At 43.6% G+C, this 23,367-nt stretch carries 18 protein-coding genes and 1 riboswitch; of the genes, 16 read left to right on the plus strand and 2 right to left on the minus strand.

Annotated features, from left to right (window positions below; all coding sequences use genetic code 11):
* Nucleotides 1–33: 33 nt before the first annotated feature.
* Nucleotides 34–522 carry an LURP-one-related/scramblase family protein gene (locus TV75_RS10380; protein ID WP_044338962.1) on the plus strand — a complete coding sequence of 163 codons (489 nt, stop codon included), beginning with the start codon at nucleotides 34–36 and terminating at the stop codon, nucleotides 520–522.
* A 40-nt stretch (nucleotides 523–562) separates the two neighbouring features.
* On the opposite strand, the gene TV75_RS10385 is transcribed toward TV75_RS10380, so the two are convergent.
* On the minus strand, nucleotides 563–1,090 hold the full coding sequence (locus tag TV75_RS10385; protein ID WP_156142389.1) for a hypothetical protein: 528 nt from the start codon (nucleotides 1,088–1,090) through the stop codon (nucleotides 563–565).
* Nucleotides 1,091–1,433: 343 nt separating this feature from the next.
* Nucleotides 1,434–1,547: riboswitch (SAM riboswitch) on the plus strand.
* Nucleotides 1,548–1,655: 108 nt separating this feature from the next.
* Here TV75_RS10385 and TV75_RS10390 point away from each other — a divergent pair.
* Both TV75_RS10390 and TV75_RS10395 read left to right on the plus strand, forming a co-directional pair.
* Nucleotides 1,656–3,038, plus strand: coding sequence for an LVIVD repeat-containing protein (locus TV75_RS10390; protein WP_044338681.1), 1,383 nt, complete (start codon nucleotides 1,656–1,658; stop codon nucleotides 3,036–3,038).
* 490 nt (nucleotides 3,039–3,528) lie between these two features.
* A complete protein-coding gene (locus TV75_RS10395) occupies nucleotides 3,529–4,392 on the plus strand; it encodes an esterase/lipase family protein (protein WP_156142391.1) in 864 nt (287 codons plus the stop codon).
* A gap of 265 nt (nucleotides 4,393–4,657) precedes the next feature.
* Here TV75_RS10395 and TV75_RS10400 read toward each other — a convergent pair whose 3' ends face one another.
* Complete coding sequence (locus TV75_RS10400) at nucleotides 4,658–5,071, minus strand: MerR family transcriptional regulator (protein WP_044338682.1); 414 nt, start codon at nucleotides 5,069–5,071, stop codon at nucleotides 4,658–4,660.
* A 212-nt stretch (nucleotides 5,072–5,283) separates the two neighbouring features.
* Between TV75_RS10400 and TV75_RS10405 the strand changes: the two genes are divergently transcribed.
* The 13 genes from TV75_RS10405 (at nucleotide 5,284) to TV75_RS10465 (ending at nucleotide 23,365) form a co-directional block, all read left to right on the plus strand.
* A complete protein-coding gene (locus TV75_RS10405; protein WP_044338683.1) occupies nucleotides 5,284–6,324 on the plus strand; it encodes an NAD(P)-dependent alcohol dehydrogenase in 1,041 nt (346 codons plus the stop codon).
* A 26-nt stretch (nucleotides 6,325–6,350) separates the two neighbouring features.
* Nucleotides 6,351–6,923 carry a sugar O-acetyltransferase gene (locus TV75_RS10410; protein ID WP_044338684.1) on the plus strand — a complete coding sequence of 191 codons (573 nt, stop codon included), beginning with the start codon at nucleotides 6,351–6,353 and terminating at the stop codon, nucleotides 6,921–6,923.
* Nucleotides 6,924–7,189: 266 nt separating this feature from the next.
* Nucleotides 7,190–11,425 (plus strand): S8 family serine peptidase, encoded by a 4,236-nt coding sequence (locus TV75_RS10415; protein WP_052504519.1) that lies wholly within the window; start codon nucleotides 7,190–7,192, stop codon nucleotides 11,423–11,425.
* Nucleotides 11,426–11,603: 178 nt separating this feature from the next.
* Nucleotides 11,604–12,062 carry a VOC family protein gene (locus tag TV75_RS10420; protein WP_044338685.1) on the plus strand — a complete coding sequence of 153 codons (459 nt, stop codon included), beginning with the start codon at nucleotides 11,604–11,606 and terminating at the stop codon, nucleotides 12,060–12,062.
* 696 nt (nucleotides 12,063–12,758) lie between these two features.
* Nucleotides 12,759–14,810, plus strand: a complete 2,052-nt coding sequence (locus tag TV75_RS10425; protein ID WP_172655695.1) for a sigma 54-interacting transcriptional regulator — start codon at nucleotides 12,759–12,761, stop codon at nucleotides 14,808–14,810.
* The gene (locus TV75_RS10430; RefSeq protein ID WP_044338686.1) at nucleotides 14,807–16,225 is read left to right on the plus strand and encodes a CoA-binding protein; all 1,419 of its coding nucleotides are present in this window, start codon (nucleotides 14,807–14,809) and stop codon (nucleotides 16,223–16,225) included. The genes TV75_RS10425 and TV75_RS10430 overlap by 4 nt, the downstream gene beginning before the upstream one ends.
* Entirely contained in the window at nucleotides 16,200–16,886 is a 687-nt protein-coding gene (locus tag TV75_RS10435; protein WP_044338687.1) for a CoA transferase subunit A, read from the plus strand. The genes TV75_RS10430 and TV75_RS10435 overlap by 26 nt, the downstream gene beginning before the upstream one ends.
* A complete protein-coding gene (locus tag TV75_RS10440) occupies nucleotides 16,873–17,529 on the plus strand; it encodes a 3-oxoacid CoA-transferase subunit B (RefSeq protein ID WP_044338688.1) in 657 nt (218 codons plus the stop codon). Before TV75_RS10435 ends, TV75_RS10440 begins: the two co-directional genes overlap by 14 nt.
* A gap of 10 nt (nucleotides 17,530–17,539) precedes the next feature.
* Nucleotides 17,540–18,529: a TAXI family TRAP transporter solute-binding subunit gene (locus TV75_RS10445; protein WP_253275510.1), complete on the plus strand. Its 990-nt coding sequence runs from the start codon at nucleotides 17,540–17,542 to the stop codon at nucleotides 18,527–18,529.
* Between the two features lie 40 nt (nucleotides 18,530–18,569).
* Complete coding sequence (locus TV75_RS10450) at nucleotides 18,570–20,540, plus strand: TRAP transporter permease (RefSeq protein WP_044338690.1); 1,971 nt, start codon at nucleotides 18,570–18,572, stop codon at nucleotides 20,538–20,540.
* A gap of 12 nt (nucleotides 20,541–20,552) precedes the next feature.
* Nucleotides 20,553–21,398, plus strand: coding sequence for a 3-hydroxyacyl-CoA dehydrogenase (locus tag TV75_RS10455; RefSeq protein WP_044338691.1), 846 nt, complete (start codon nucleotides 20,553–20,555; stop codon nucleotides 21,396–21,398).
* A 13-nt stretch (nucleotides 21,399–21,411) separates the two neighbouring features.
* Entirely contained in the window at nucleotides 21,412–22,191 is a 780-nt protein-coding gene (locus tag TV75_RS10460; protein ID WP_082051239.1) for an enoyl-CoA hydratase/isomerase family protein, read from the plus strand.
* Between the two features lie 13 nt (nucleotides 22,192–22,204).
* Nucleotides 22,205–23,365 (plus strand): acyl-CoA dehydrogenase family protein, encoded by a 1,161-nt coding sequence (locus tag TV75_RS10465; protein WP_044338692.1) that lies wholly within the window; start codon nucleotides 22,205–22,207, stop codon nucleotides 23,363–23,365.
* Nucleotides 23,366–23,367 lie beyond the last annotated feature (2 nt).

The following is a 23,367-nucleotide window of genomic DNA, read 5'->3' on the forward strand; positions in this document are numbered from 1 at the left end:
ATAAAGGAGAGAAGTAAAATGGGGGGCATTACGATGAAACAGCTTTACATCAAACAAAAAGTATTCAGTCTCAGCGAAAAATTCACCGTAAAGGACCAAGACGAGAAGGACGCCTATTATGTCGAAGGAAGCTTCATGAAGGTCCCGAAGACATTCTCCATCATGAACCAGGACCAGGATAAGGTGGCCCTGATCACGAAGAAGGTGTTGAGCTTTCTTCCGACGTTCTTCGTTGAGGTGAATGGCCAAGAGGTCGTGACGATCAAGAAGGAGTTGTCCTTTCTGAAAGCTAAGTATTCCATAGATGCGGCAGGCATTGAAGTAGAGGGAAACTGGATGGATATGGACTTTCATGTGTTACACGAGGGCAGAGTCGTAGGTGAAGTCGGTAAGGAATGGTTCAGTTGGGGAGACAGCTACAAGGTGCAGGTTTTGGAGGAAGAAATGGAGACTATTATTCTTGCACTTGTGATTGCGATTGATTGTGTGAAGGCTGATCAGGCGAATACGGCGACATTTTAAAGAAGCACGGGAATCGTCCCCGTGCTTCTATTTGTTACTTTCAAAGGTTAAACATCTTTTTAAATGTCTCCATCGTTTCTTCCTGCTCTCTTCTTGAACTTACAGGAGCTGTATCTTTGATGAATTTATTCATCAGGGCATTGTAACGGTTAAGCATCGTGCTTTGCTGCAGGGCCATATGAATATGAATATTGCGGACATTTTCAGCTTTCATCCTTAACCCGGAGTTGAAATTTTTGTTCGCCATGGATTCGGCACTAGTGGCCAGTTCTTTTAGAATATTCTCCTCGCTCATGCCGATATCGTTTTGTTGACAGCTAAATTGAACAGGTTCCCATTTATGGAGGTCTTCAATACTGATCGTTTCATTTTGAACAGGATCCATAAGAGCAATCATGACTTTCACATGGTTCTCCATGATCATGTACTGTTCTGTCGCTGCCCGCTTGATTTCTGAGTCTTGAATGGTACATATATACGAGGCTAACTTATCCAATTCAGCTTTATGAACAGGCAGGTGTTCAGCCATCAAACTCAAATCAATCATTTTAAGAATCATACTGGTCATTCCTCCTCCCCTTCATATGTATTCATATGGGGTGGGATAGTGACCTAAGAAAGAGGTGGCTGTTCATTACGGGAACTCAGGAGTATTTTATAGATAACTAGGAGGACCATCTCTCAAAAATTAGAGGCTGGCAGAAGAACTGGGAAGTACGGGGACGGTTCCCGTGCTTCTTTTTACATTGAGTGGAAGCATCAGAATCGTCCCTGTGTTACCGGTAGCGAGTGCATCCGAAGGGAATCTCAATTTTAGAGTTAGTCCAATCCTAGGATTATAAAGTTTTTGAATAAGTATATTGACAGTACATGAAAATATTGTCATAATACAAAGTAATTTGATAGACATACTCTTATTAAGAGCAGGTGGAGGGAATTAGCCCTATGAAACCCGGCAACCATTCGTACTGAATAGCCAGTAGGAAACGGTGCTAAATCTAACAGCGAACGCTGAGAGATGAGAGGAAATCGGATCTTTTCGGAAGCCTTCTTTCTCATGTATGAGTTCAGAAGGCTTTTTGTTATCTGCCTCTTGTAGAGATTCTGTCAAAAAATCTGGAGGAGGAATTATATTGAAAAGAAAATTTTTGTTAAGTACAGCGCTAGTCACGGGGTTAACAGTTTCATCCCTATTACCAGCTGCCTATGCACACGATGAACTAGGGGACATTAACATTGAAAAAGGAGAGCGTAACCCAGATGAGATTAGCTCTGTTCCTGTGACAGAAGGAAGTAAGAACGTAAGGTATTTACACGAAACGGCAGCTGTCCCTTTGAAAGAAATTAGAGAAGGTGTAAAGAACAGCACGGCTGACGTGTATGCACATAAAGGATTTGCTTACACAGGAACACATACTGCTGGAGGTGGAAACGGCGGAGTTCGTGTGTTTGACTTGAAAGACCCATCCAACCCTAAAGAGGTTGCTGTTTTCGCAGATCAGGATATTCCTGGAACCTGGCAGGAAAAGGTAATTGTTAAAACGGTAAATACGAAATCTTTTAAAGGAGATTTAGCTGTTGTTTCTGTTCAGCAACTAAATGTAAACAACCCGGATTCTAAGGGTGGATTTCTTTTATACGACGTAACCAACCCATATGAACCTAAGAAGCTAGGATTCTATGAAGTAACCAAGAAAACAAGAGGAACACATGAATTATACTTAACAACACAAGGAAATCGCGTGTTGGTCCTCGCTGCAAATCCATACGCAGACTACAATTCTCATGGAAAAGAGAAGGACTTCCAGCTTGTTGATGTGACAAATCCAGCTGAGCCGAAGAAACTTTACGAGTTTGATCCACGTTCACTGCCAGAAGTAAGTGAAGACTTTGACGGATACAACTGGAACGCGCCAGACGGCAAGAAGCGACCTGTCTTCAACCATAGCACTTTTGCAGATGAAACAGGAAAAACAGCTTTCCTTTCTTTCTGGGACCTTGGAACCATCATTTTAGATATCTCCAATCCTGAAAACGTGAAGTATGCGGGAAGAACAACTTTCGCATCTGACCAACAAGGTTCAGCACACTCGGCTGCACTAGCAAAAGGCGGCACGGTACTTGTTGAAACAAGAGAGGTATATGCGCCAATCAAATCAGGTTACGAACAATCATATGGTTACACAAGAATCTTTGACATTAAGGATGTAACAAATCCAACACTATTGAGTGAATTTAAAACAGATCTGACAGAAGATATTCCAGAAGATCCGACTAAGCAAGTAACGTTTGGAAAAACAGTCCACGATCCGAAAGTACAAGGAAATACATTGTACCTTTCTCATTACGCAGGCGGAGTGAGAGCCGTGGACATTGCAAACCCAAGTCAACCCGTTCAGATTGGCAAATATGTTCCTGCGAATGCAAACATTTGGGGAGTTTTCGTAGACCAGAATTATGTTCTCGCATCTGATATGGGAACAGGGTTAAAAGTTTTACAGAAAAATAATAAGTAAAGTTGGAGGGTTGTTCGAAAAGTAGAAATACTTTTCGGGCAGCCTTTTTGTATATTTATGGCTTACAGCTACTTCGACAAAATTTCCGCACAATCATCTCGATCTGCCCCGGTGAAAGATCAGTGATGGTTCTCCTGCTTCTAATCATATTAAGAGGAAGCATCAGAACCGTCCCCATGCTTGCCCCTATTCTTCCCGGCTTAAGCACCCTTTGATGGTGAGTATATGTATATTTTTTTGAATATTCAGTACATAGTATAAGGAATGTGTTAGACTACTATTGTTAACGCTTTCATTTTTAGCTGTATTTCTTGTTTTTAGTAGCAGTGAGGATAAGGGTTCTTACATAAAGGGGAAGCAAGACAGGCGGCAGTCACTGCATGAAGGATGATGTTCCATTGTATGAAGAATTCCAGATTGACAGTACGGAGAGGGATCCGGACGGTTCCATGAGACAGTATCAAAGAATATGAGTGGAGGCTAGGATAGGATGAGAAAGGTTGTAATGACGGCTGTGATGTCTTTGTGTATGTTCACGACTCTATCAATGGGAACAAGCCATGCAAATGCTGAAACCACAGGGAGTTTCTTAGTGGAGGAAGGAGTGCCCCCTCTTGGAGCGAACGACCCCTCGTGCCGACCGGATGATGCCCGACCTGTTCCGGTGGTGCTTGTTCCCGGGACTTTTGAATCCATGGCCCAAAACTGGGTGGAGCTTGCCCCGATCCTAAAGAAAAAGGGGTATTGCGTCTATTCTTTAAACTATGGGGTGACAACGGCGGGCTACAGTACCGGGCCGATAGAGGAATCAGCCATGGAATTGAAGATCTTCATTGATCAGGTGCTTGCCCACACGGGTGCCGAGAAAGTGTCCATCGTCGGTCACAGCCAGGGAGGGATGATGCCCCGGTATTATCTGAAGTTCCTGGGCGGTGCTGATAAAGTAGATGACCTGATCGGCCTGGCACCTTCCCATCACGGCACAGAGGGACTCGCAGGATTGGGATACGCAACAGGGGTGGGGGCTGAGATTCTAAAGGAATGCACCGCCTGCCGTCAGCAGCTTGTTGGTTCAGCATTCCTCGAAAACTTGAATGCAGGGGACGAGACTCCAGGAAAGGTTTCTTACACCAACGTAGCCACTAAGATAGATGAAGTCATCGTTCCATACACTTCGTCTTTCCTGACAGAATCGAAGGACGTGTCGAACATCACCTTACAGGATTATTATCCCTTTGATCTTGCGGGGCACACGGTGCTGGCCCATGACCTGAATGCATTTCAGTTCGTGTATGATGCCCTGGGCTACAGTGGACCTGCGGATCCGGAAAGAGCGGTGGGGGGCTGGTGGTAGGGAGAGGAACCACGGGGACCCCGGGGATAGGTACCGTGGTTCTTTTTTTGAGGGTGAGCCACCAAACCCTTCCCTAAGGTAGGTTGGATTGCACATCATACGTACCATCGGATATGAACCTTGACGATTCTTCCATCGCCTTGACCACGCAAAAAGTCAGGACGGCGAGGCACTAGGACGGTTCTCGTGCTTCTTTTTACATTGAGTGAAAGCATCAGAGAACCGTCCCAGTGATACCTAGGATTCTATGGCAACGGGTGCAGCCTCAGGGGTTGATAATCTCGATTCTCTTATCCTTATGAACATCTTCCGTACCCGCTTCCAATGCGGTCTTATAGTAACTGCATTTATGGTCGATGACTTCCATTGTTTGCTGAAGTTCTTTGATCTTTGCTTCTACGGTGGCTTTTCTTTCCAAGAACATATCATATCGATTTTGCAGGGTGGCATCGCCTTCTGCACACCAGTCGATGAAATGTTTGATCTCCTTGATCGGCATCCCGGTGGATTTGAGGCATTCGATAATGTGTAAAGCGGCAATATCCGATTCTTTAAATAAACGTGTGCCAGCTTCTGACCGTTCGACAAAAGGCATGAGGCCTTCCTTGTCGTAGTATCTCAGGGTATAGATTGAGAGATTCAACTTCTTTGCCACTTCGCCAATTGAATAGGTCTTCATCTTCGCTCTCCCTTTCTATTAATCTAGACGTCGAGTTAACTCTATGTTTGTGGAAAAATCGTAGCACGGTTTTCCTTCGCTGTCAAAGCAGATTCGCTAATGGTTATCTCTTGACCTAGAGTGAACTCTAGGGATTACCATGAATGTAACAAGAGTTCATCAGGTTTGTTCACCTGTCTCTTGAAAGCTACTATTACAGGAGGTTTTTATTCATGGTAATTGCTAAAGCACGAGCTGTTGACGGTCCTGACAAATCTTTCAGAGAGGCGGAAATCGAGAGACGCGATCTGGATCAGCATGATGTTCTGATTGAAATTAAATATGCGGGAATCTGTCACTCTGATATCCATACGGCACACGGAGACTGGGGAGAAGTGAAGTATCCGCTCGTACCTGGACACGAAATTGCGGGAATCGTCACAGAAGTCGGTTCCGGGGTTACGAAGTACAAAGCCGGCGACCGGGTAGGGGTAGGCTGCATGGTTGATTCCTGTGGTGAATGTAAGAACTGCCATGACGGAGAGGAGCAGTACTGCCTCAAAGGAAACGTACCGACCTACGCAGGTGTGGACAAATATGGCGAGCCGACACAAGGCGGTTATTCCACCCATATCGTGGTAACAGAAGATTTCGTCCTCCGCATCCCTGACAACATCGAGCTTGACGCTGCGGCACCTCTGTTATGTGCCGGGATTACGACGTATTCTCCATTGAACCATTGGAATGCAGGCCCAGGGAAGAAAGTAGCCGTTGTCGGTATGGGTGGACTCGGTCATATGGCGGTCAAGATCGCACATGCCATGGGAGCTGAGGTATCGGTTCTTTCACGTACGTTGAACAAAAAAGAAGATGGTCTTGAATTCGGGGCAGAAGCTTATTATGCCACCACTGAACCGGAAACGTTCGAGAAACTTGCCGGCACATTCGATCTGATCATCAACACGGTCAGTGCCAAGATTGATATCAGTGCGTATCTCTCCCTCTTGACGCTTGATGGCGCTATGGTCAACGTCGGCGCACCGGCAGAGCCACTGGAAGTCAATGTGTTCTCCCTGATTGGTCACCGCCGTTCCTTTGCCGGTTCCATGATCGGAGGCATCCACGAGACCCAGGAAATGCTCGATTTCTGCGGGGAACATGGAATCGTTCCTAAGATCGAAGTGATTTCGGCTGATTACATTGATGAAGCGTACGAACGGGTATTGAATTCTGATGTGAAGTATCGTTTCGTCATTGATACGAGCACGATCTGATTACAGACAAGGCAGGTGACAAGATTATGGATATGGAGAAGTTCCTCGAGTTTTGCAGGGAAGGCAACCCAATTTCAGGTGAAGATAAAGAACTTCATGGCCTGCTGACTCAATGCAGCTACGAAGCACAAAGGATCACGATGGAATTGAATACTTCTTATCATTCCAAGGAAGAAATCGTCGAGATCTTCAGCGAACTGACCGGTACCGAAGTGGATTCGTCGTTCATGTGCTTCCCGCCATTCTATACGGACTTTGGAAAGAACATCCACATCGGGAAGAACGCGTTCTTCAACACAGGGTGTTCCTTCCAAGACAGAGGGGGCATTCACATCGGAGACGGTTCACTGATCGGTATGAATGTAACGATTGCGACACTGAATCACGGATTACCTCTGGAGACTCGAAATACCACATTCGTCTCCCCGGTCACGATCGGGAAGAACGTATGGATCGGCTCCAATGCCACCATCCTGCCTGGCGTCACCATCGGGGACAACTCCGTCATTGCGGCAGGAGCTGTCGTGACGAAGGACGTTCCGGAAAATGTGGTGGTTGCAGGGGTTCCGGCGAAAATGGTGAAAGGGATTGATGAGTGAAGGAAAGAAGCAAGGGGTCCCCTTGCTTCTTTTTTTATGAGTTGGCAGTAGTAATCCTCTATACTATTAAGTCTTTTGAATGAAAATGATTGGGTTAATCCGGCATGGAGTTTATGTTGATTTGTGTCGTTTTTTGCACATATAAGGGATGGTGCCTATACCCAAGGTACCTGCAATAACCCAATTGCTTTATGACAGAATAACGGAAATAATTTAATATGAACGGTTAGTAAAAATATAGTTTGATAGGGGAGAGAAAACACGGAATGAAAAAAAAGCTGCAAAAAGCGACCATCATTGCGTTAGGGGCAGGGCTCATTTCTGGAAGTCTGCCAGTATCGTATTCTGGTCTGCCTTCAGAAGCACAGGCTGCTTCTAAGATACCGGATGTTTTAATCCAAGACTCGGTGAAGGGAGAGGCTCAACCAGGTTCTTCACCCACTGAGCAGGCACTTCAAGAATTGTCTCCAGAACAAAGGGAAGCCCTTGTGAAGCTGCAATCGATCAATCAAACAGGTTTGCATCTGGCACCGGAGATAGATCAGGATAGTACGGAAGAAATTTCTGTTATCGTAGAATTTAAACAGAGTCCGCCCAAAGTGGCAGTCATAAAAGCCAAAGCAGAAGGAAAAGACTTGTCTGAAGCACAAGCCAAAGCTCAAGTCGAGAAAGAACATGATGCATTTAATAAAGACCTGGATAAGATATTGGATGGAAAAGGGAAGGGCAAAAACGCTGGATACATAGTAAAACGATCGTATAAAAAAGCCTTTAACGGTGTTTCTATGAAACTCCCGGCCAATCAAGCGAAAGAATTATTGCAATCCAATGCCGTTAAAGCTGTGTACAGTGATGCTGAAGTTCAAGTAGAACCACTTGTTCAAGCAGCAGATATCAATGCGGAACACACCGGGATCGGCATGTCAGATGAACGTTCCTACCTACAAGTGGACAAGCTCCATGAAGAAGGATTCACAGGGAAAGGCACGAAAGTGGGAGTGCTTGATACAGGTATCGACTATAACCATCCTGATTTGAAAGCGGCTTATAAAGGTGGATATGACTTTGTCGATAATGATGAAGATCCAATGGAAACCACCTATGAGGACTGGAAGGATTCAGGAAGGCCGGAAGTTTCGGGTGGCAGAGTCTATTATACAAGTCATGGTACCCATGTGTCAGGGACGGTTGCCGGTCAAGGGACGAATCAGAGTAAATTCGCCACAAAAGGGATTGCACCCGATGCTGAATTGCATGCTTACCGTGTGTTGGGCCCATATGGATCTGGAACGTTTGAAAATGTGATGGCAGGGATTGAACAAGGGATTGAGGACGGCATGGATGTAATGAACCTGTCACTCAGCGGTGCCTTGAATGATCCGATGAACCCTGTGAGCATGGCTGTAAACCATGCCGTATTAAGCGGGGTAACAATGGTGCTTTCTGCCGGGAATTCAGGGAATGCCATGTATACGCTGGGTACTCCGAGTGCAGCTGCACTGGCGCTCACGGTAGGGGCAAACGATGTACCTGTGACGCTCTCTACGTCTACAGGATCATTGGATGCATTGTCTGTAGACTTGCGTCTCATGGCAATAGGATACGGGGATGATCTTGACCAGCTAGAGAAAGAGACCCTTCCAATTGTTTATGCTGGTATGGGAGCGGAAGCTGATTTCACAGGAAAGGATCTGGAAGGCAAGATTGCCCTTATAAGCAGGGGACAAAGCATTCCACTAGTGAATAAGATCCTGGCTGCAAAGGAACATGGTGCAGCTGCCGTGCTCCTATTCAATGATAATCCGGAAGAAGGGCATATCCCTGCGTATTTTGCAGAAGGACGGGAGTATATTCCAACTTTCTCATTAAACAATGCAGAAGGACTGGCTTTGAAAGAAAAGCTTGAATCTGGTCAGAACAACTTTACATTTGGAGAAATGAAAGAAGAGAAAACAAAAGGCGGCACGCTGGCAGAATTCAGTTCCCGCGGACCATCCCGTACAAATTATGATATAAAACCTGAAGTGACGGCTCCCGGGGTCTCTATGATGTCCACCGTTCCGTCTGATGTAGTGAACGGGGATAAAGGGGACGATTATCAATACGCGTATCAACGATTTTCCGGTACCTCCATGTCGGCTCCGGTAGTAGCGGGGATATCGGCACTGTTAATTGGATCCAATCCTGATCTGAGTCCGTCCGATATTAAAACGATCCTGATGAACACAGCAGATCCATTAAGCAAGCCTTACAGCGTATTTGAGCAGGGGGCAGGGCATGTGGATCCGTATGAAGCCATTCATTCAACAATGGAAATCACAGTAACAGATGAAACTCAACTGATTGAAAACGGGGAAACCGAGACGATCGATGAAGAAACAGGAGGTCTTAGTTTCGGTCGAGTCGTTTACACAGGGGATCACATGTTGGATAAACGTTCTGTAAAGCTTACCAACAATGGGAAAAAGGATAAAACATTTGATGTGAAGGTACAATTCCAAACAGGATTGCGTGAATCTAAAGACGCAGAAAAAAATGGAGTAAACGTCACAACCACCGATACCATCACTGTAAAAGGGAACAAAAGTAAAAAAACGTCTGTTTTTCTCTCTATTCCAAAGACAGCAGAAAAGGGGACATACGAAGGTTATGTGACCTATACAAACATAGAAGATCCATCTGAAACGTACCAAATCCCTTTTGGTGTAACATATGAAGAAAATAAATTTGAGAAGTTCGACATTGTATCCGGCCAAACGATGGCGTCAGTGGGGTATTCAGATGTCAATCCCTTTATGAAGAATTATCTTATGATGAATTATCAGGTGAAAGGTCATATCAAACGAGTGGATTTCTTATACGTAGATCCGGAAACGGATGATATAGTCGGTCATGGTGGGTTTGTCAGTGGATTAAATGTAAAGCCAAATAACGGTAATTTAGTATTGAATACCGGTTTTTATTTACCATTCATTGGAGATCAGAAAGAGCCGTTTTCAACGGATCCTGAATACTTGCAATCTCAATTCTCGAATGTGGTGGCTCAGTTCGTTAAACCAGGTAATTATACACTAAGGGCCGTTGCAACAGACGATCAGGGGAACACATTTACCAAAGATCAATATGTGTTTGTAGATAATTCTGCCCCTGAATTCTCTATCACCTCCCTGCCACATGGTGTCTATGAATATGAAGAAGGACAGACATCCGTTCGGGTAGAGGGAAGCATCCAGGAAGAAAATATCGACCACATGAAGAAGTATGGGTTCGATGTTAACCAGGCTTCCAACGAGGTTGTATTATACTACAATAAAGAGGTTCCAAAGTTCAACCAATATATCAATATTCCTAAATATGCGCCAAATGCAGAAGTTCCCTTGAATCCGGATGGAACATTTGCAGCTAACCTGCCGCTTGATGATTCCCTTCCGATTCTTCCGGTTCGATTCTTCGGTGTCGGAATATCGAGTGCGGTGAATTATCCAAACGCACATGCCACCTACTTCGTCAAAAAAGGAACACCATACGTAGATGCGACACCGGACAAGATCAACCCGATGATGGGAGAAACTGTCACCTATACGATCAAAATGAATCATACGTCAGGAATCAAAGATCAAACCATTGCTTTTGATTATTTGAGCGACCATTTTGAGATAGAAAGTGTAACCGTCCATCCGGAATTGGAGAAAAAGGCAAGCGTCCGAATGAATCATGAGGATGCTGCAGGTGGAAATGGAACGAGAAAGCAGACCATTCATTTGACCATTAATGATCCTGAGGGTCTAACCGGCACCACCCCGGCTGTGAATGTAAAAGTGAAAGTCAAAGATGAAAAATACTATGAGGGTGTTTTACAATTACAAAATATAACGTCTACCTATACGAATGGGGAAGGCACTGAAGTCTCTCTTCCTAGTGTAGCTGTGGAATCTTATGTTGACCCGTCCTTTTCACAAGTGAAAGTTCCTATTTTCGCAGAAGGGATTCCGTTTGGAAATGATTTTACCAAAGCAGGAATTGACGGATATGCTACAGATGATTCCAACAATCAGTACGACGGAACGATTGTCATGGAGAATAACGGGATTGCTGAATATCCAAGACTTTATGTTAAATTGCCGATTACAGACAAAGAATTCACCTACACCATCCATGTACCGGGGCACTTTAAATATAGCAACCCATTCACGGTCTTTAAGCAAATCGGGGATAAGATTCGAGGCGAATTTGACACCGAGGGCTTTCCTCAGATGATAGCAGGAGATGTCAACGGTGACCAGGTCATTGATATCATGGACGCCATCTATGTGCAAACATACTGGGGAACGGATCACCGTGATGCGGATATCAACTTTGACGGTATTGTTGATATGAATGATTTCAAATTCATCGAAACGAACTATGGCAAACAAAATCCTACCGATCCACGTGCACCGAAAGCAAAAACAAAATACAAAAATAAAACGCTGGAAACAGTGAAGAAAGAATTAGGAAGCTAATATATTTGATTGAAGCAAGGGGGCAATCCTCTTGCTTCATTTTTTTAGAGCCGGGGGGACCAGACCCTGTAGCTTCGATCTTATAGTCTTCCATCAAAAGTCTTAGACAAACATCACACGAATTCCGGAGCCGTTGTTGTGTCATGGATAGTATGATGAAGAAAAAGGAGGTATCATCATGATTAAAGGGTTATATGAGGCACATCTACCTGTAAGTGATATGGGGAAATCAATCGATTTCTATCAAAAGCTTGGTTTGGAACTGGCGTATGACAACGAGAGGGTTTCCTTTGTCTGGATTGAGAAAGGGAAAAGCTGGCTTGGGTTGTGGGAGGCAGAGGAGGTAAATCTCCCGTATCATGCTTCCATCCGGCATATTGCCTTTCATGTCGAAGTGGAGGATATCATAAAGGCGAAGGAATGGCTAAAAGAAAGAGGAGTCGAGGTGAGGGAAGCGTTCGGGTTTTCACCAGAACGGCAGCCGATCGTCCTTCCAAACAATCCACAGGCCCATGCTTGTCTGTATTTCGTTGATCCCGACGGAAATTCACTTGAATTCATCGCTCCATTGCGATTGGATCATGAAGAAGCGTTTGAGATGATGACGCTTGAGGAGTGGGGGAATAGGAAGGAGTGAAGCAAGGGGACGGTTCCCGTGCTTCTTTTTTATTCTGAGGCAGCAGAACTCAAGAATTCGATACGGATTGTTGAGTGGAACCAAATGCTAGAATAAGTATGTTGACATTATATTAAAATATTCTCATATTAATCGGCAAATATGTTCTTGCGAGTGCAAACATTTGGGGAGTTTTCGTAGACCAGAATTATGTTGTCGCATCTGATATGGGAACAGGGTTAAAAGTTTTACAGAAAAATAATAAGTTAAGTTGGAGGGTTGTTCGTAAAGTCGAAATACTTTTCGGGCAGCCTTTTTTGTATGTTTATGGGCTTTCACCTAATCCGACACAATTTCCGCACAATCATCTCGGTCTTCCCCAGTGAAAGTGCAGGGATGGTTCTACTTCTACTCATTGTATTAAGAAGAAGCATAAGAACTGTCCCCATGATTCAATAGAGTAAAACGTTGCTAAAACGCAACGTTTTTTTAATGAATAAAAGACACATTGGTCTTTTTCCTATTTTTCGACCTTATTCCCTGCTGCATAATGGCACTCACGCAACACATGTTGCGCTATTGCAACATATTAGGATCTAATTTATAGTTTAAATATTGTAAAACATTAGAATAATCAGTATTTTATAGTATTTTTAATGTTGGCACATTTCTTGCAATTGAAATAAATGAGTGGATTACTCAGAGGGAGCGAGCACATTGTTAGTGAAAGATGCAATGACTAGTACTTCTATAAAGTATTTTGAAAACGATTACATTGAAGCTGTTGCAAATCGTTTACTAGAATCTCGAGTGAAGGGCGGGTTGGTTTATAACATTAAGGATGAGCTGGTGGGGTGTTTCACAGAGATTGATCTTTTAAGAGGCTTGCTAAAAAACAAATGCACACTATCTGACATTCATATAACGAACTTTCATTTTTTAAAGGAAACAGATGAATTAAAACATATAACAGAAATGGAGCATGGTATTTGGCCGGTGCTCAATAAGAACGGACAGATTTCTGGATTCTTGACTAAAGATCAGTATTTGACTTCCTATGCAAAGTTCTCTCAACTGGAAGTCAGCCGTTGGGATGCAATTTTCAAGTCTGCCCATAATGGTATCCTCTCCATTGATCTTGAAGGGAAAATCACATCGATCAACCCTCCTGCTGAAAAAATGGCTATGACGTCAAAAGAAAAAGCAATCGGCAAATTTTTGACGGATGTCGTAACACCGAGTGGCTTGCTGAATGTCATCCGAACTGGTAAAGGACACACGGAAAAATATCGTGTGGGAAGAAGAATGTATTTAACGCACCGAACACCACTCTATGATGGTGAAACCCTTACTGGGGCAGTAGGCGTCTTTCAGGATATTTCAGAAATAGAATTTGTTTCGAATGAACTTGAATCCGTTAAACAGCTTTTAAGGGAACAGGAAAGTGTACTGGAAAACTCAACCGATGGAATCTGTATTACAGATGGAGAAGGAATCATTATTAAAAGTAATCAAAGCTTTTGTTCTCTTTTTAATCTCGATTCCGAGACACATGAGACACCAGACTTTATTAAAGAGATCGTCAACAAAGTGGTAGCAAAGGGCAAACGACATAATGTCATGGAACCAAGCATTGGCAACGATAATTCTTTGATCATTACCGCGAACCCCATTAAAAATAGTAGCAATCATATGATCGAGAGAATTGTCATTTATGTGAAAGATATGTCCGAGTTTGATGCATTGAGGAATGAGCTTGAGAAAGCAAAGTCATTATTAGAGACCTTACACTTATCTGAGAAAACAGGTACCTTCATAGCTGAATCTTCAGAAATGAAGAGGTTGATTGAAACCGTGGAACAGGTGGCTAAAGTAGATGTCACAGTGTTATTAACAGGTGAATCTGGAGTAGGAAAAGAGGAAATAGCAAAATTAATTCAACAGGCCAGCCCAAGGACGGACCAGCCATTCGTTAAAGTAAACTGTGGAGCAATACCAGAAACCCTTATGGAATCAGAGCTGTTTGGGTATGAGGGAGGAGCATTTACGGGTGCCTTAAAAAAAGGGAAAGCCGGATTGTTTGAACAAGCAAACAATGGAACGATTTTTCTCGATGAGATTGGAGAGATCCCTACCCATCTTCAAGTGAAACTATTACGGGTCCTTCAGGAAATGGAGATAACCCGGGTAGGTTCAGCAGCTCCCAAGAAGATAGATGTCCGTGTCATTGCTGCTACCAATGAAGACCTGCAAGAACTGGTCCAAGAAGGAAACTTTCGTGAAGACTTATTCTATCGATTGAATGTCATACCGATTTCCATTCCACCTTTAAGAAAGAGAATGGAGGATATACCGCTCCTGGTCGATACGTATTCAAGAATGTTTGCTTCCAAATATGATAAGCATCTCAGATTTACAACGAAAGCCATACAAGTTCTTAGCAGCTACAGATGGCCGGGTAATGTGAGGGAGCTAGTCAATATTCTCGAAAGATTATATGTAACAGCTACAAACTATGAAGTTAGTGAAAACGATGTACGTTCACTGTTTACTAAAACGGATGAACAAAAAACAGTTACTGATAAAGCTATTGTGGTGAATGAAATTTTACCACTGAAGGAAGCGATAGAAGAGCTGGAAAGAGAGCTTATTTATAAGGCGTCGCTCACAGAAAAGTCTTACCGCGGCATAGCCCGGGCTCTTAAGGTGAATCCTTCTACCATTGTAAGGAAGGTTAAAAAATTAGAAGGGGGATCATTAAAATTATGAGTACACTACTACCCATCGTTTCCCCTAAAAGCATTGCAATCATAGGTGCTTCTGAGAGATTTCATCAGAATGCCGGACGTGTGATGGTCAATCTCCAAAAATCAAAATTCGCTGGGGATATCTATCTTGTTAATCCCAATTATGATTCGATTTCAGGGATGACTTGTTATCCAAATGTACTGGAGATTAAGGATGAGATCGATTTGGCATGTATAATCATCCCTTTTATACATACCCCAAAAATTTTAAAAGAATGCGTAGAAAAGCAAGTGAAAAATGTGATCATCCTAAGCTCAGGATTTTCCGAAAGCGGTCCGGATGGAATCATCAGGGAAGAAGAACTTAAAGCAATTGTAAAGGGAACAGATACAAGGGTTTACGGACCGAACTCACCTGGTTTCTATCACTTTATTGGAAATTGGGGAATCTCATTTTCACCTCGATTCGAACCGAAAAATTTTCATAAAGGCTCTGTTGGTTTGATCAGTCATGGCGGAAGCATCGGAAGGGCCGTACTTGATGCGAATGAGAAAGGTCTTGGGTTTTCCTACTGGCTTTCTCCTGGGAATGAGATGGATATCAACATGAATGACTGCTTTGAGTTTTTGATACATGATCCTGATACAGAAACGATTCTATTGGTTATTGAATCGATTTCAGAAGAAGAGCGGTTTTTCCGTCTCCTTCATCAAGCTTATCTTCAGCGTAAGCCTGTTGTCTTACTTCCAATTGGTCACTCGAAGATTTCGAGGATTGCCGTTAAGCATCATCTAGGCAGGAATAATGATTACGCCATTCCATGGGATATGGTCAATCATCCAGGGTTAATAAAGGCAGAGAGTATTGATGAAGTGGTGGCGATCTCCTGGCTTTTCGACTCCTACAAGAAGGCAAAGGGAGGGCGGTCCGTCATTTTCTCATGGGCTGGTGCTACTTCCATTTACTTGGCGGACTTATGCGATAAATATGGGATTGACCTTCCGCCTCTATCTGAGTACTTGCAAAAACAAATGATCCATATTACGGGAATAGAGAAGGCCTTTATGAATCCTTTAGATGTAACCACGATTGTTTATGACGATCTTTCCAAACTGACATCCTGCTTGGAGGTACTTCATGAATCAGGGGACTATGACAATATCATCGTTCCATTTCCGTTCCAAGTAGACTATCAAAATGAAATATTATCAGGGCATATTCAACAGTTGATGAAAGAAAGTAATTGTATTTTTCTCCCTATTTTTATGTCTCAGGGATATAACGATGAGTTGGCCATAGACATTTTGAAGGAGACCAAGAAGCCATATTTCTTTCATGAAAGCACAGCAATAAAATCATTTGCTACTTATGTGAATTACTCGGTATCTCAAAAACAAGGGGAGGAACATGATGAAGAAACGATTAAGTCTGGATGATGCACTTCTACACATTCATAGTGGTGACACATTGTTGGTCGGAGGTTTTGGGCTTTCCGGGACACCGCTGACCCTGATTGATGAACTGGTGAATTCAGATAAAGACAATCTAACGATTATCAGCAATAACCTGGGAGAGGAAGGGCGAGGCCTCGGAAAACTTTTAATTGCCGGAAAGCTAAAAAAAGCAAAGGGATCATACTTCACCACCAACCGGGACGCAGTCAAAGCCTGGTCAAAGGGTGAATTGGAAATTGAACTCATTCCCCAGGGGACATTAGCAGAAGCGATTCGCTGTGGCGGGGCTGGAATCGGTGGTTTCTATACGAAAACAGGTGTGGGGACGAAACTGGCTGAAGGAAAAGAAGAAAAAGAGATTGATGGTGAACCCTACATTTTCGAAAAAGCTATTAAAGGGGATGTAGCCATCATCAAGGCACTGAAGGCTGATACACTGGGGAATTTAATTTATGACAAGACAGCAAGAAATTTCAATCCAGTGATGGCAACGGCTGCGAAGATTGTAATAGCCGAGGTGGATGAAATTGTGGAAGCGGGTTCATTTGCTCCCGAAGAAGTCGTCACACCACATTTATACGTGGACTATATCGTTCAAAACCGCTACGTGAAGGAAGGGGGAAGATACGTTGAGTCAGTATGAAAGAATCACAATTGCTAAGAGGGTTGCCCAAGAATTGAACGAAGATGAAATTGTTAATTTAGGAGTCGGCATTCCCACTCTCATTCCGGATTATCTAGGTGACAAAAAGGTTTACCTTCAATCTGAAAATGGACTTCTCGGGATGGGACCGACACCTCCTGATACAAACATTGATATGGACTTGATCAGCGCAAGTAAAAAGCCGGTTTCCATGGATATCGGCAGCTCCTTATTTGACAGTTCAGATTCGTTCTTGATGATACGAGGAGGTCATATCGACACAGCAGTCCTTGGCGCTTTACAGGTGGACCAAACCGGGGAAGTTGCCAACTGGGCAGTACCAGGCGAAACCATTCTCGGAGTAGGAGGCGCCATGGACTTGGTTGCAGGTGCGAAACGTATGATCATTGCTTCCATGCATTTGTCTAAAGGGGGAAGTTCAAAAATTGTAAAAAAGCTCTCTTTTCCTAGCAGTGGGGTGAGAAAAGCAGACATGATTGTAACGGAACATGCTGTATTCAAGTTCATTGAGGAAAAAATGTATCTAGTTGAAATCCTCTCCGAAATTTCTGTAGAGGAGTTGCGAGAGATTACGGATGCGCAATTTTATTTATTAGAAAAGACAGAAGTTCAAACAAATTAAGGGGGATATAATGATGAGAAAATTTTTAATCGTAGTGGCAGCCTTTTTGTTAGTGGTATTAGCGGCGTGTTCATCTGAAGAAGCCGGAAGCACAAAAAAAGAAAATGCAGAGGGTGCTCCTAAAGACATGGCGTTCGGTTCAGCAACGGTCGGTGGCTTCTGGTATACATTGTCTGGTGCAATGGGGGAAAAAATGAGTGAAGTATACCCAGACTCATCTGTAACAGTAGTAGAGGGTGGCTCTGTTTCTAACCTTCTAGGTCTAAGTCAAGGTACTTTCGCTCTTGGATTCAGTAATGGTCAGACGGTTCCAGAGGCATTAAAGGGAGAGAACGCTTTTAAAGAAAAAGTAGATAATGTCAGCACGGTAGCAACTCTGTATCCGAATGTATTTCATATAGTCGTCCGCGCTGATTCTGATATTAAATCCGTAAAGGATTTAAAAGGGAAGAAAGTGAGCCCGGGGATTAAGGGATATAGTGGTGAACTTGCCTTTCAAGATATCTTAAAGCTTAATGATATGTCTTACGATGATCTTGGTGGAATTGAGTATATTGGTACCGCTGACGGTGCGGATCTTCTCCGTGACGGTCATATCGATGCCATTGTGGGAATGGTAGCAGCACCGGTATCCACGTTCCAAGAACTTGATACTACATTAGGAATTCGCTTAATTCCTTTGGATGATGAAACGATTAAAGGGCTGCATGAGAAGAATGAAGGTTATTTAGAATATACCGTTGAAGGCGGTACGTATTCCAATGTGAAGGAAGATGTGAACACGGTTGCCGGCTATACCGTTCTATTAGTTAATGATGACTTAATGGATGAAGAGACGGTGTATAAGCTTACAAAAATGATGGTAGAAGAAAAAGATACGTGGACAACGTTATCACCAATTATGAAAGACTTTAATGCAGAGTATTCAGTGAAAAACAATGTAGGTAAACTTCATCCAGGAGCAGAGAAATATTATAAGGAAGTCGGTGCTCTTGAGTAAGCGATGTATGTCATTATTTCCATGAAAAGAAGGTGAAAGTATGACTAAACAGGATTCGTCAACAGAAATAGAAGCATCGGAGATTGTAAATCAATATGATGAAGACGGAAACCTTAACAGCAAGCTGCGCTCTTTAAAGGGTGCAGCTGCCAAGATAATTTCCATTGTGGCTGTCCTTATGTCTTTGTTTCATTTATACACGGCGTTCTTTGGCGTATTTGAGTCGATTCTACAGCGGTCTGCCCATCTTTCGTTTGCCCTGATCCTTACATTTGCGATTTATAAACCATCCAAAAAAGCAGTGAAAAATGAGAGCATTCCCTGGTATGACTGGCTGTTTATGATTTTATCGATTGCTTGTTATTCCTATTTTGTGATGAATGCTCAGGTAATTTCTTCACGGATGAGTTATATCGAACCGCTCACCATGCTTGAGATTACTATCGGGATCGTATCAGGCTTATTGTTAATCGAAGCGACCCGCCGTGTGATTGGTAATACGCTCGTCCTCATTATTTTCATTTGTTTAGTGTATGGGATTTGGGGACATTTGATCACGGGTGAACTTTCACATCGTGAATTTACCGCCATGTGGATTATTGATCATCTTTTCTATACAGTGACAGGGATTTTTAGTGTCCCTCTTGGTGTATCAGCAACATTTATCTTCCTGTTTATCTTGTTTGGGAAGTTTTTGGAGGTCTCGGGAGCCGGCCAGTTCTTCATTGATCTTTCTGTTGCAGGTATGGGGAAATATCGTGGCGGCCCAGCCAAAACGGCCATCGTGGCCAGTTCCATCTTGGGAACCATTTCAGGAAGTGCTGTAGCCAACACGGTGACAACAGGTGCCTTTACGATTCCCTTAATGAAGAAAACAGGATATAGAAGCCATTTTGCAGCTGCGGTGGAAGCGGTTTCTTCTACTGGAGGGCAGATCATGCCTCCGATCATGGGAGCATCTGCTTTCATTATTGCTTCCTATCTAGGAGTGCCTTATATGGATATAGCGGTTGCTGCTATAATCCCCGCGGTCCTCTTTTACTGCTGTTTATATTTCCAGGTCGACTTAAGGGCAAAGCGTCTTGGACTGAATGGTTTAAAGAAAGATGAATTACCAAAGGTTTCAAGCGTTTTAAAGCATGGCTTCATGTTCTTTATCCCCCTTGTCGTCATAGTCTTCATGCTGGCATCGGGAGCATCTCCTATGAGGGCAGGTTTATTTTCAATAGGTGTGACGATTTTGGTGGCTGCTTTTAAAAGTTCTACAAGACTATCATTCTCGAAAATGTATAAAGCTCTCGATTTAGGGGCAAGGGCTGCCATTGAAACGGCCATTGCTTGCGCAGCGTCAGGTTTCATTATTGGGATCATAGGGCTGACTGGAATTGGACTGAAATTCAGTGGAATGATCATTGATATCTCTGGTGGAATTTTGATTGTTACTCTCATTTTCACAATGATCACGAGCATCATCCTCGGTATGGGACTTCCAACGGTTGCGGCATACATCGTTCAAGTGCCTTTAACCATTCCCGCGTTGATTGAACTTGGTGTATCACCACTTGCGGCCCATATGTTCGTATTTTACTTTGCCGCTTTATCTGCGATTACACCACCGGTGGCATTGGCTGCATTTGCTGCAGCAGGACTTTCGGGATCGGATCCGATGAAAACAGGAATGACAGCTGTAAGACTGGGGCTTGCCGCCTTCATCGTTCCGTATATGTTTGTTTATGGAGAGACATTGCTCCTGGTAGGGGATGCTCCTCATATCATTCTATCAGTGGTCACATCCATTATTGGAATCATAGGGGTTGCTTGTGCGGCAGAAGGTTGGCTTTTAAGGAATGCTCTTTGGTATGAGAGGATCATCCTGTTTATTGGGGCAATCCTCATGATCAATCCGGGGATTGTAACGGATATCATTGGATTCGCCATTCTGGCACTCGTATTCTTCTATCAAAAATTCAATCCGAAAAGCACGACTGTAGAACATACAATATCCAGCTAAGGGGGCTTTTAGGTGCAAACTATTACAGTGGTAGGCTCGGGAGTCATGGGAAAAGGAATTGCGTATACCTGTGCGGTTTCGGGTTTTAATGTTTACTTGAATGATATAAACGAAGAAATCCTGGAGAAAGCAAAGAACGATATCTTCAGCCTTTTGGAAGGCAGCCTACATAAAGGCTTTATCTCAGAAGATCAATATGGGAAAGCGAAGGATCGTCTACTATTTGAAACAGATTTGGAATCTGCGGCAAGAGATGCAGACCTCGTCATTGAGGCAGTGCTTGAAAAAATGGAATTAAAGATTGATATTTTCAAAAGGTTGGATCAGATCTGTTCCGAAGAGGCCATTCTAGCCACGAATACGTCAACCATGAGTCCGACAGAGATCGGGGCTCAGACGTCACGCCCTGATAAAGTGGTGGCGATGCATTTCTTTAATCCGGTTCATAAAATGAAGCTGATCGAAGTCATCCGGGGCTTGGAAACGTCAGATGAAACCGTAAGGCTAGTGAAGGAAGTCGGTGAGAGACTCAAGAAGGAAACGGTCGAGGTAAATGAATTACCTGGGTTTGTGACTTCCAGGATGAATTGCCTGATTGGAAATGAGGCTATGAATATGCTGATGGAAGGAGTGGCTTCTGCTGAAGATATTGATAAAGCATTGAAGCTGGGACTCAATCATCCGATGGGGCCACTTGAGTTAGCTGATTTAGTAGGGTTGGATACGCGGCTAAGAAATATGGAGTACTTGCATCAGACACTGGGTGAAAAATATCGACCTAGTCCTATCTTACTTAAGTACGTAAAAGCGGGCCGTTTTGGGAAAAAGAGCGGAAGTGGTTTCTATCACTATTCTTAAGGGAGATGAGAGCGTGCATCAATATGAGAATTTGCTTGTTCAAATCGAACAGGGGGCGATGTGGCTGACGATCAACCGCCCAGAATCCCGGAATGCCCTGAACCTCGAAACCCTTCAAGAGATGGAGGATGCTTTCGGATGGGCAGAGGCGAACGATGAAGTAAAGGTCGTCGTTGTGAAAGGGGCAGGGGAAAAGTCCTTCGCTGCAGGAGCGGATATTAAACAGCTTCAGCAAAAGAACATGCTGGATGCCCTGATACCAGGGATGCAGGGGTTATATAAGAATATACAGCAATGTAGCAAAGTGACGATTGCAGCAGTCGAGGGCTATGCGCTGGGTGGAGGATGCGAGCTTGCATTGGCATGTGATATCCGGGTTGCGACAAAAAGGGCAAAGTTCGGTTTGCCGGAACTGAACCTTGGCATTATTCCAGGAGCAGGCGGAACACAGAACCTTTCCAGGATCATTGGGAAGGGACGGGCACTTGATATGATTCTCACCGGTAAGATTATTGATGGGGAGGAAGCAGAAAGAATCGGCCTTGTTTCCTATCTTGCTCCTGAGGGTGAATTGGATAAGCAAATAGAAGAGGTGACAGCTCAGATTTATAAGAAAGGTCCGGTGGCTATCAAACTGGCAAAGTTAGTCGTTCATAAAGGCTATGATATCGATCTTGAGACAGCGATGCTGATGGAGAAGCTTTCACAAGCGGTAGCATTTGGGACAGAGGATAAACAGGAAGGCACTTCAGCCTTTTTGGAAAAACGAGCAGCGGAATTTACTAATCAATAAGGGAGAGGTACAGATGGACTTTAATTTTTCAGAAGATATAAAATTTTTAAGAGATAATGTACGGAAGTTTGTGAAAGAAGCAGCAGAACCTTTGGCAATGGAAATTGAAGAGAAGGATATGATCCCGGAGAAACTGGTTGAAATGTCGAAGGAAATGGGACTCTTCGGATTGAGTATCCCGGAAGAATACGGTGGACTGGGACTCGACATGGTGGGGAAGTGCGCCATATATGAGGAGCTTGGTAAAACTCATAATGGTTATACAACTCTGATCGGTGCTCACACGGGGATTGGGTCAGTAGGAATTGTCGAGTTAGGGACAGAAGCACAAAAGCAGAAATACTTGCCTAAAATGGCTACTGGAGAATGGATTGGTGCATTTGCCTTAACCGAACCAAGTGCAGGCTCCAATGCAGCAGCATTGAAAACCACTGCGGTCAGAAAAGGTGATAAATACATCCTGAACGGTTCCAAGCATTATATTACCAACGCTGTCGATGGGCATGTATTTACCGTAATGGCGGTAACGGATCGTGCCAAAGGAGCGAAGGGGATCACTTCCTTTATCGTAGAAAAGGATTTCCCAGGCTTCGTATTAGGAAAGGTAGAACAGAAAATGGGGCTAAAGGGGTCTCATTCAGCTGAGCTTTTCTTTGAAAATATGGAGGTTCCTGCAGAAAACGTCCTTGGAACAGAAGGACAGGGCTATATCAATGCGTTGAAAATCCTGGCGAATGGTCGAGCCGGTCTAGCGGCAAGAAACCTTGGATCATGTGAGAAGCTTCTTGAACATTGCCTGCAGTATACCCAGGAACGGGAACAGTTCGGCAAACCGATCATCGAAGTACAGGCCGTTCAGCATATGCTTGCAGAAATAAGTATGCAGATCGAGGTTCTTAGATCAATGACATACCGTGTTGCCTGGATGACCGATCAAAAGATGAGGGTAGTGAAAGAAGCAGCCATAGCGAAACTATTTGCTTCGGAAGTATATAACAAGGTGGCGGATTTAGCGGTGCAAATCCACGGTGGAATCGGATATATGAGCGATTATCCAATAGAGCGTTACTATCGTGATGCCCGCATTACTAAAATTTATGAAGGAACGTCTGAAATTCAGCGCAACATCATTGCGAATGAACTGAAACGCGAATCCTCATACGTGGGGGTGTAAGG

Origin of the sequence: Rossellomorea aquimaris, assembly GCF_000935355.1 — a bacterium.
GTDB classification, from domain to species: domain Bacteria; phylum Bacillota; class Bacilli; order Bacillales; family Bacillaceae_B; genus Rossellomorea; species Rossellomorea aquimaris_B.

Excerpts from the sequence above, each read along its gene's own strand:
- TV75_RS10420 (WP_044338685.1), top strand. The coding sequence starts at position 11,604 with ATGATTAAAGGGTTATATGAGGCACATCTACCTGTAAGTGATATGGGG.
- TV75_RS10450 (WP_044338690.1), top strand. The coding sequence starts at position 18,570 with ATGACTAAACAGGATTCGTCAACAGAAATAGAAGCATCGGAGATTGTA.
- TV75_RS10400 (WP_044338682.1), bottom strand. The coding sequence starts at position 5,071 with ATGAAGACCTATTCAATTGGCGAAGTGGCAAAGAAGTTGAATCTCTCA.
- TV75_RS10410 (WP_044338684.1), top strand. The coding sequence starts at position 6,351 with ATGGATATGGAGAAGTTCCTCGAGTTTTGCAGGGAAGGCAACCCAATT.
- TV75_RS10430 (WP_044338686.1), top strand. The coding sequence starts at position 14,807 with ATGAGTACACTACTACCCATCGTTTCCCCTAAAAGCATTGCAATCATA.
- TV75_RS10445 (WP_253275510.1), top strand. The coding sequence starts at position 17,540 with ATGATGAGAAAATTTTTAATCGTAGTGGCAGCCTTTTTGTTAGTGGTA.
- TV75_RS10465 (WP_044338692.1), top strand. The coding sequence starts at position 22,205 with ATGGACTTTAATTTTTCAGAAGATATAAAATTTTTAAGAGATAATGTA.
- TV75_RS10380 (WP_044338962.1), top strand. The coding sequence starts at position 34 with ATGAAACAGCTTTACATCAAACAAAAAGTATTCAGTCTCAGCGAAAAA.
- TV75_RS10395 (WP_156142391.1), top strand. The coding sequence starts at position 3,529 with ATGAGAAAGGTTGTAATGACGGCTGTGATGTCTTTGTGTATGTTCACG.
- TV75_RS10405 (WP_044338683.1), top strand. The coding sequence starts at position 5,284 with ATGGTAATTGCTAAAGCACGAGCTGTTGACGGTCCTGACAAATCTTTC.
- TV75_RS10435 (WP_044338687.1), top strand. The coding sequence starts at position 16,200 with ATGAAGAAACGATTAAGTCTGGATGATGCACTTCTACACATTCATAGT.
- TV75_RS10415 (WP_052504519.1), top strand. The coding sequence starts at position 7,190 with ATGAAAAAAAAGCTGCAAAAAGCGACCATCATTGCGTTAGGGGCAGGG.
- TV75_RS10385 (WP_156142389.1), bottom strand. The coding sequence starts at position 1,090 with ATGACCAGTATGATTCTTAAAATGATTGATTTGAGTTTGATGGCTGAA.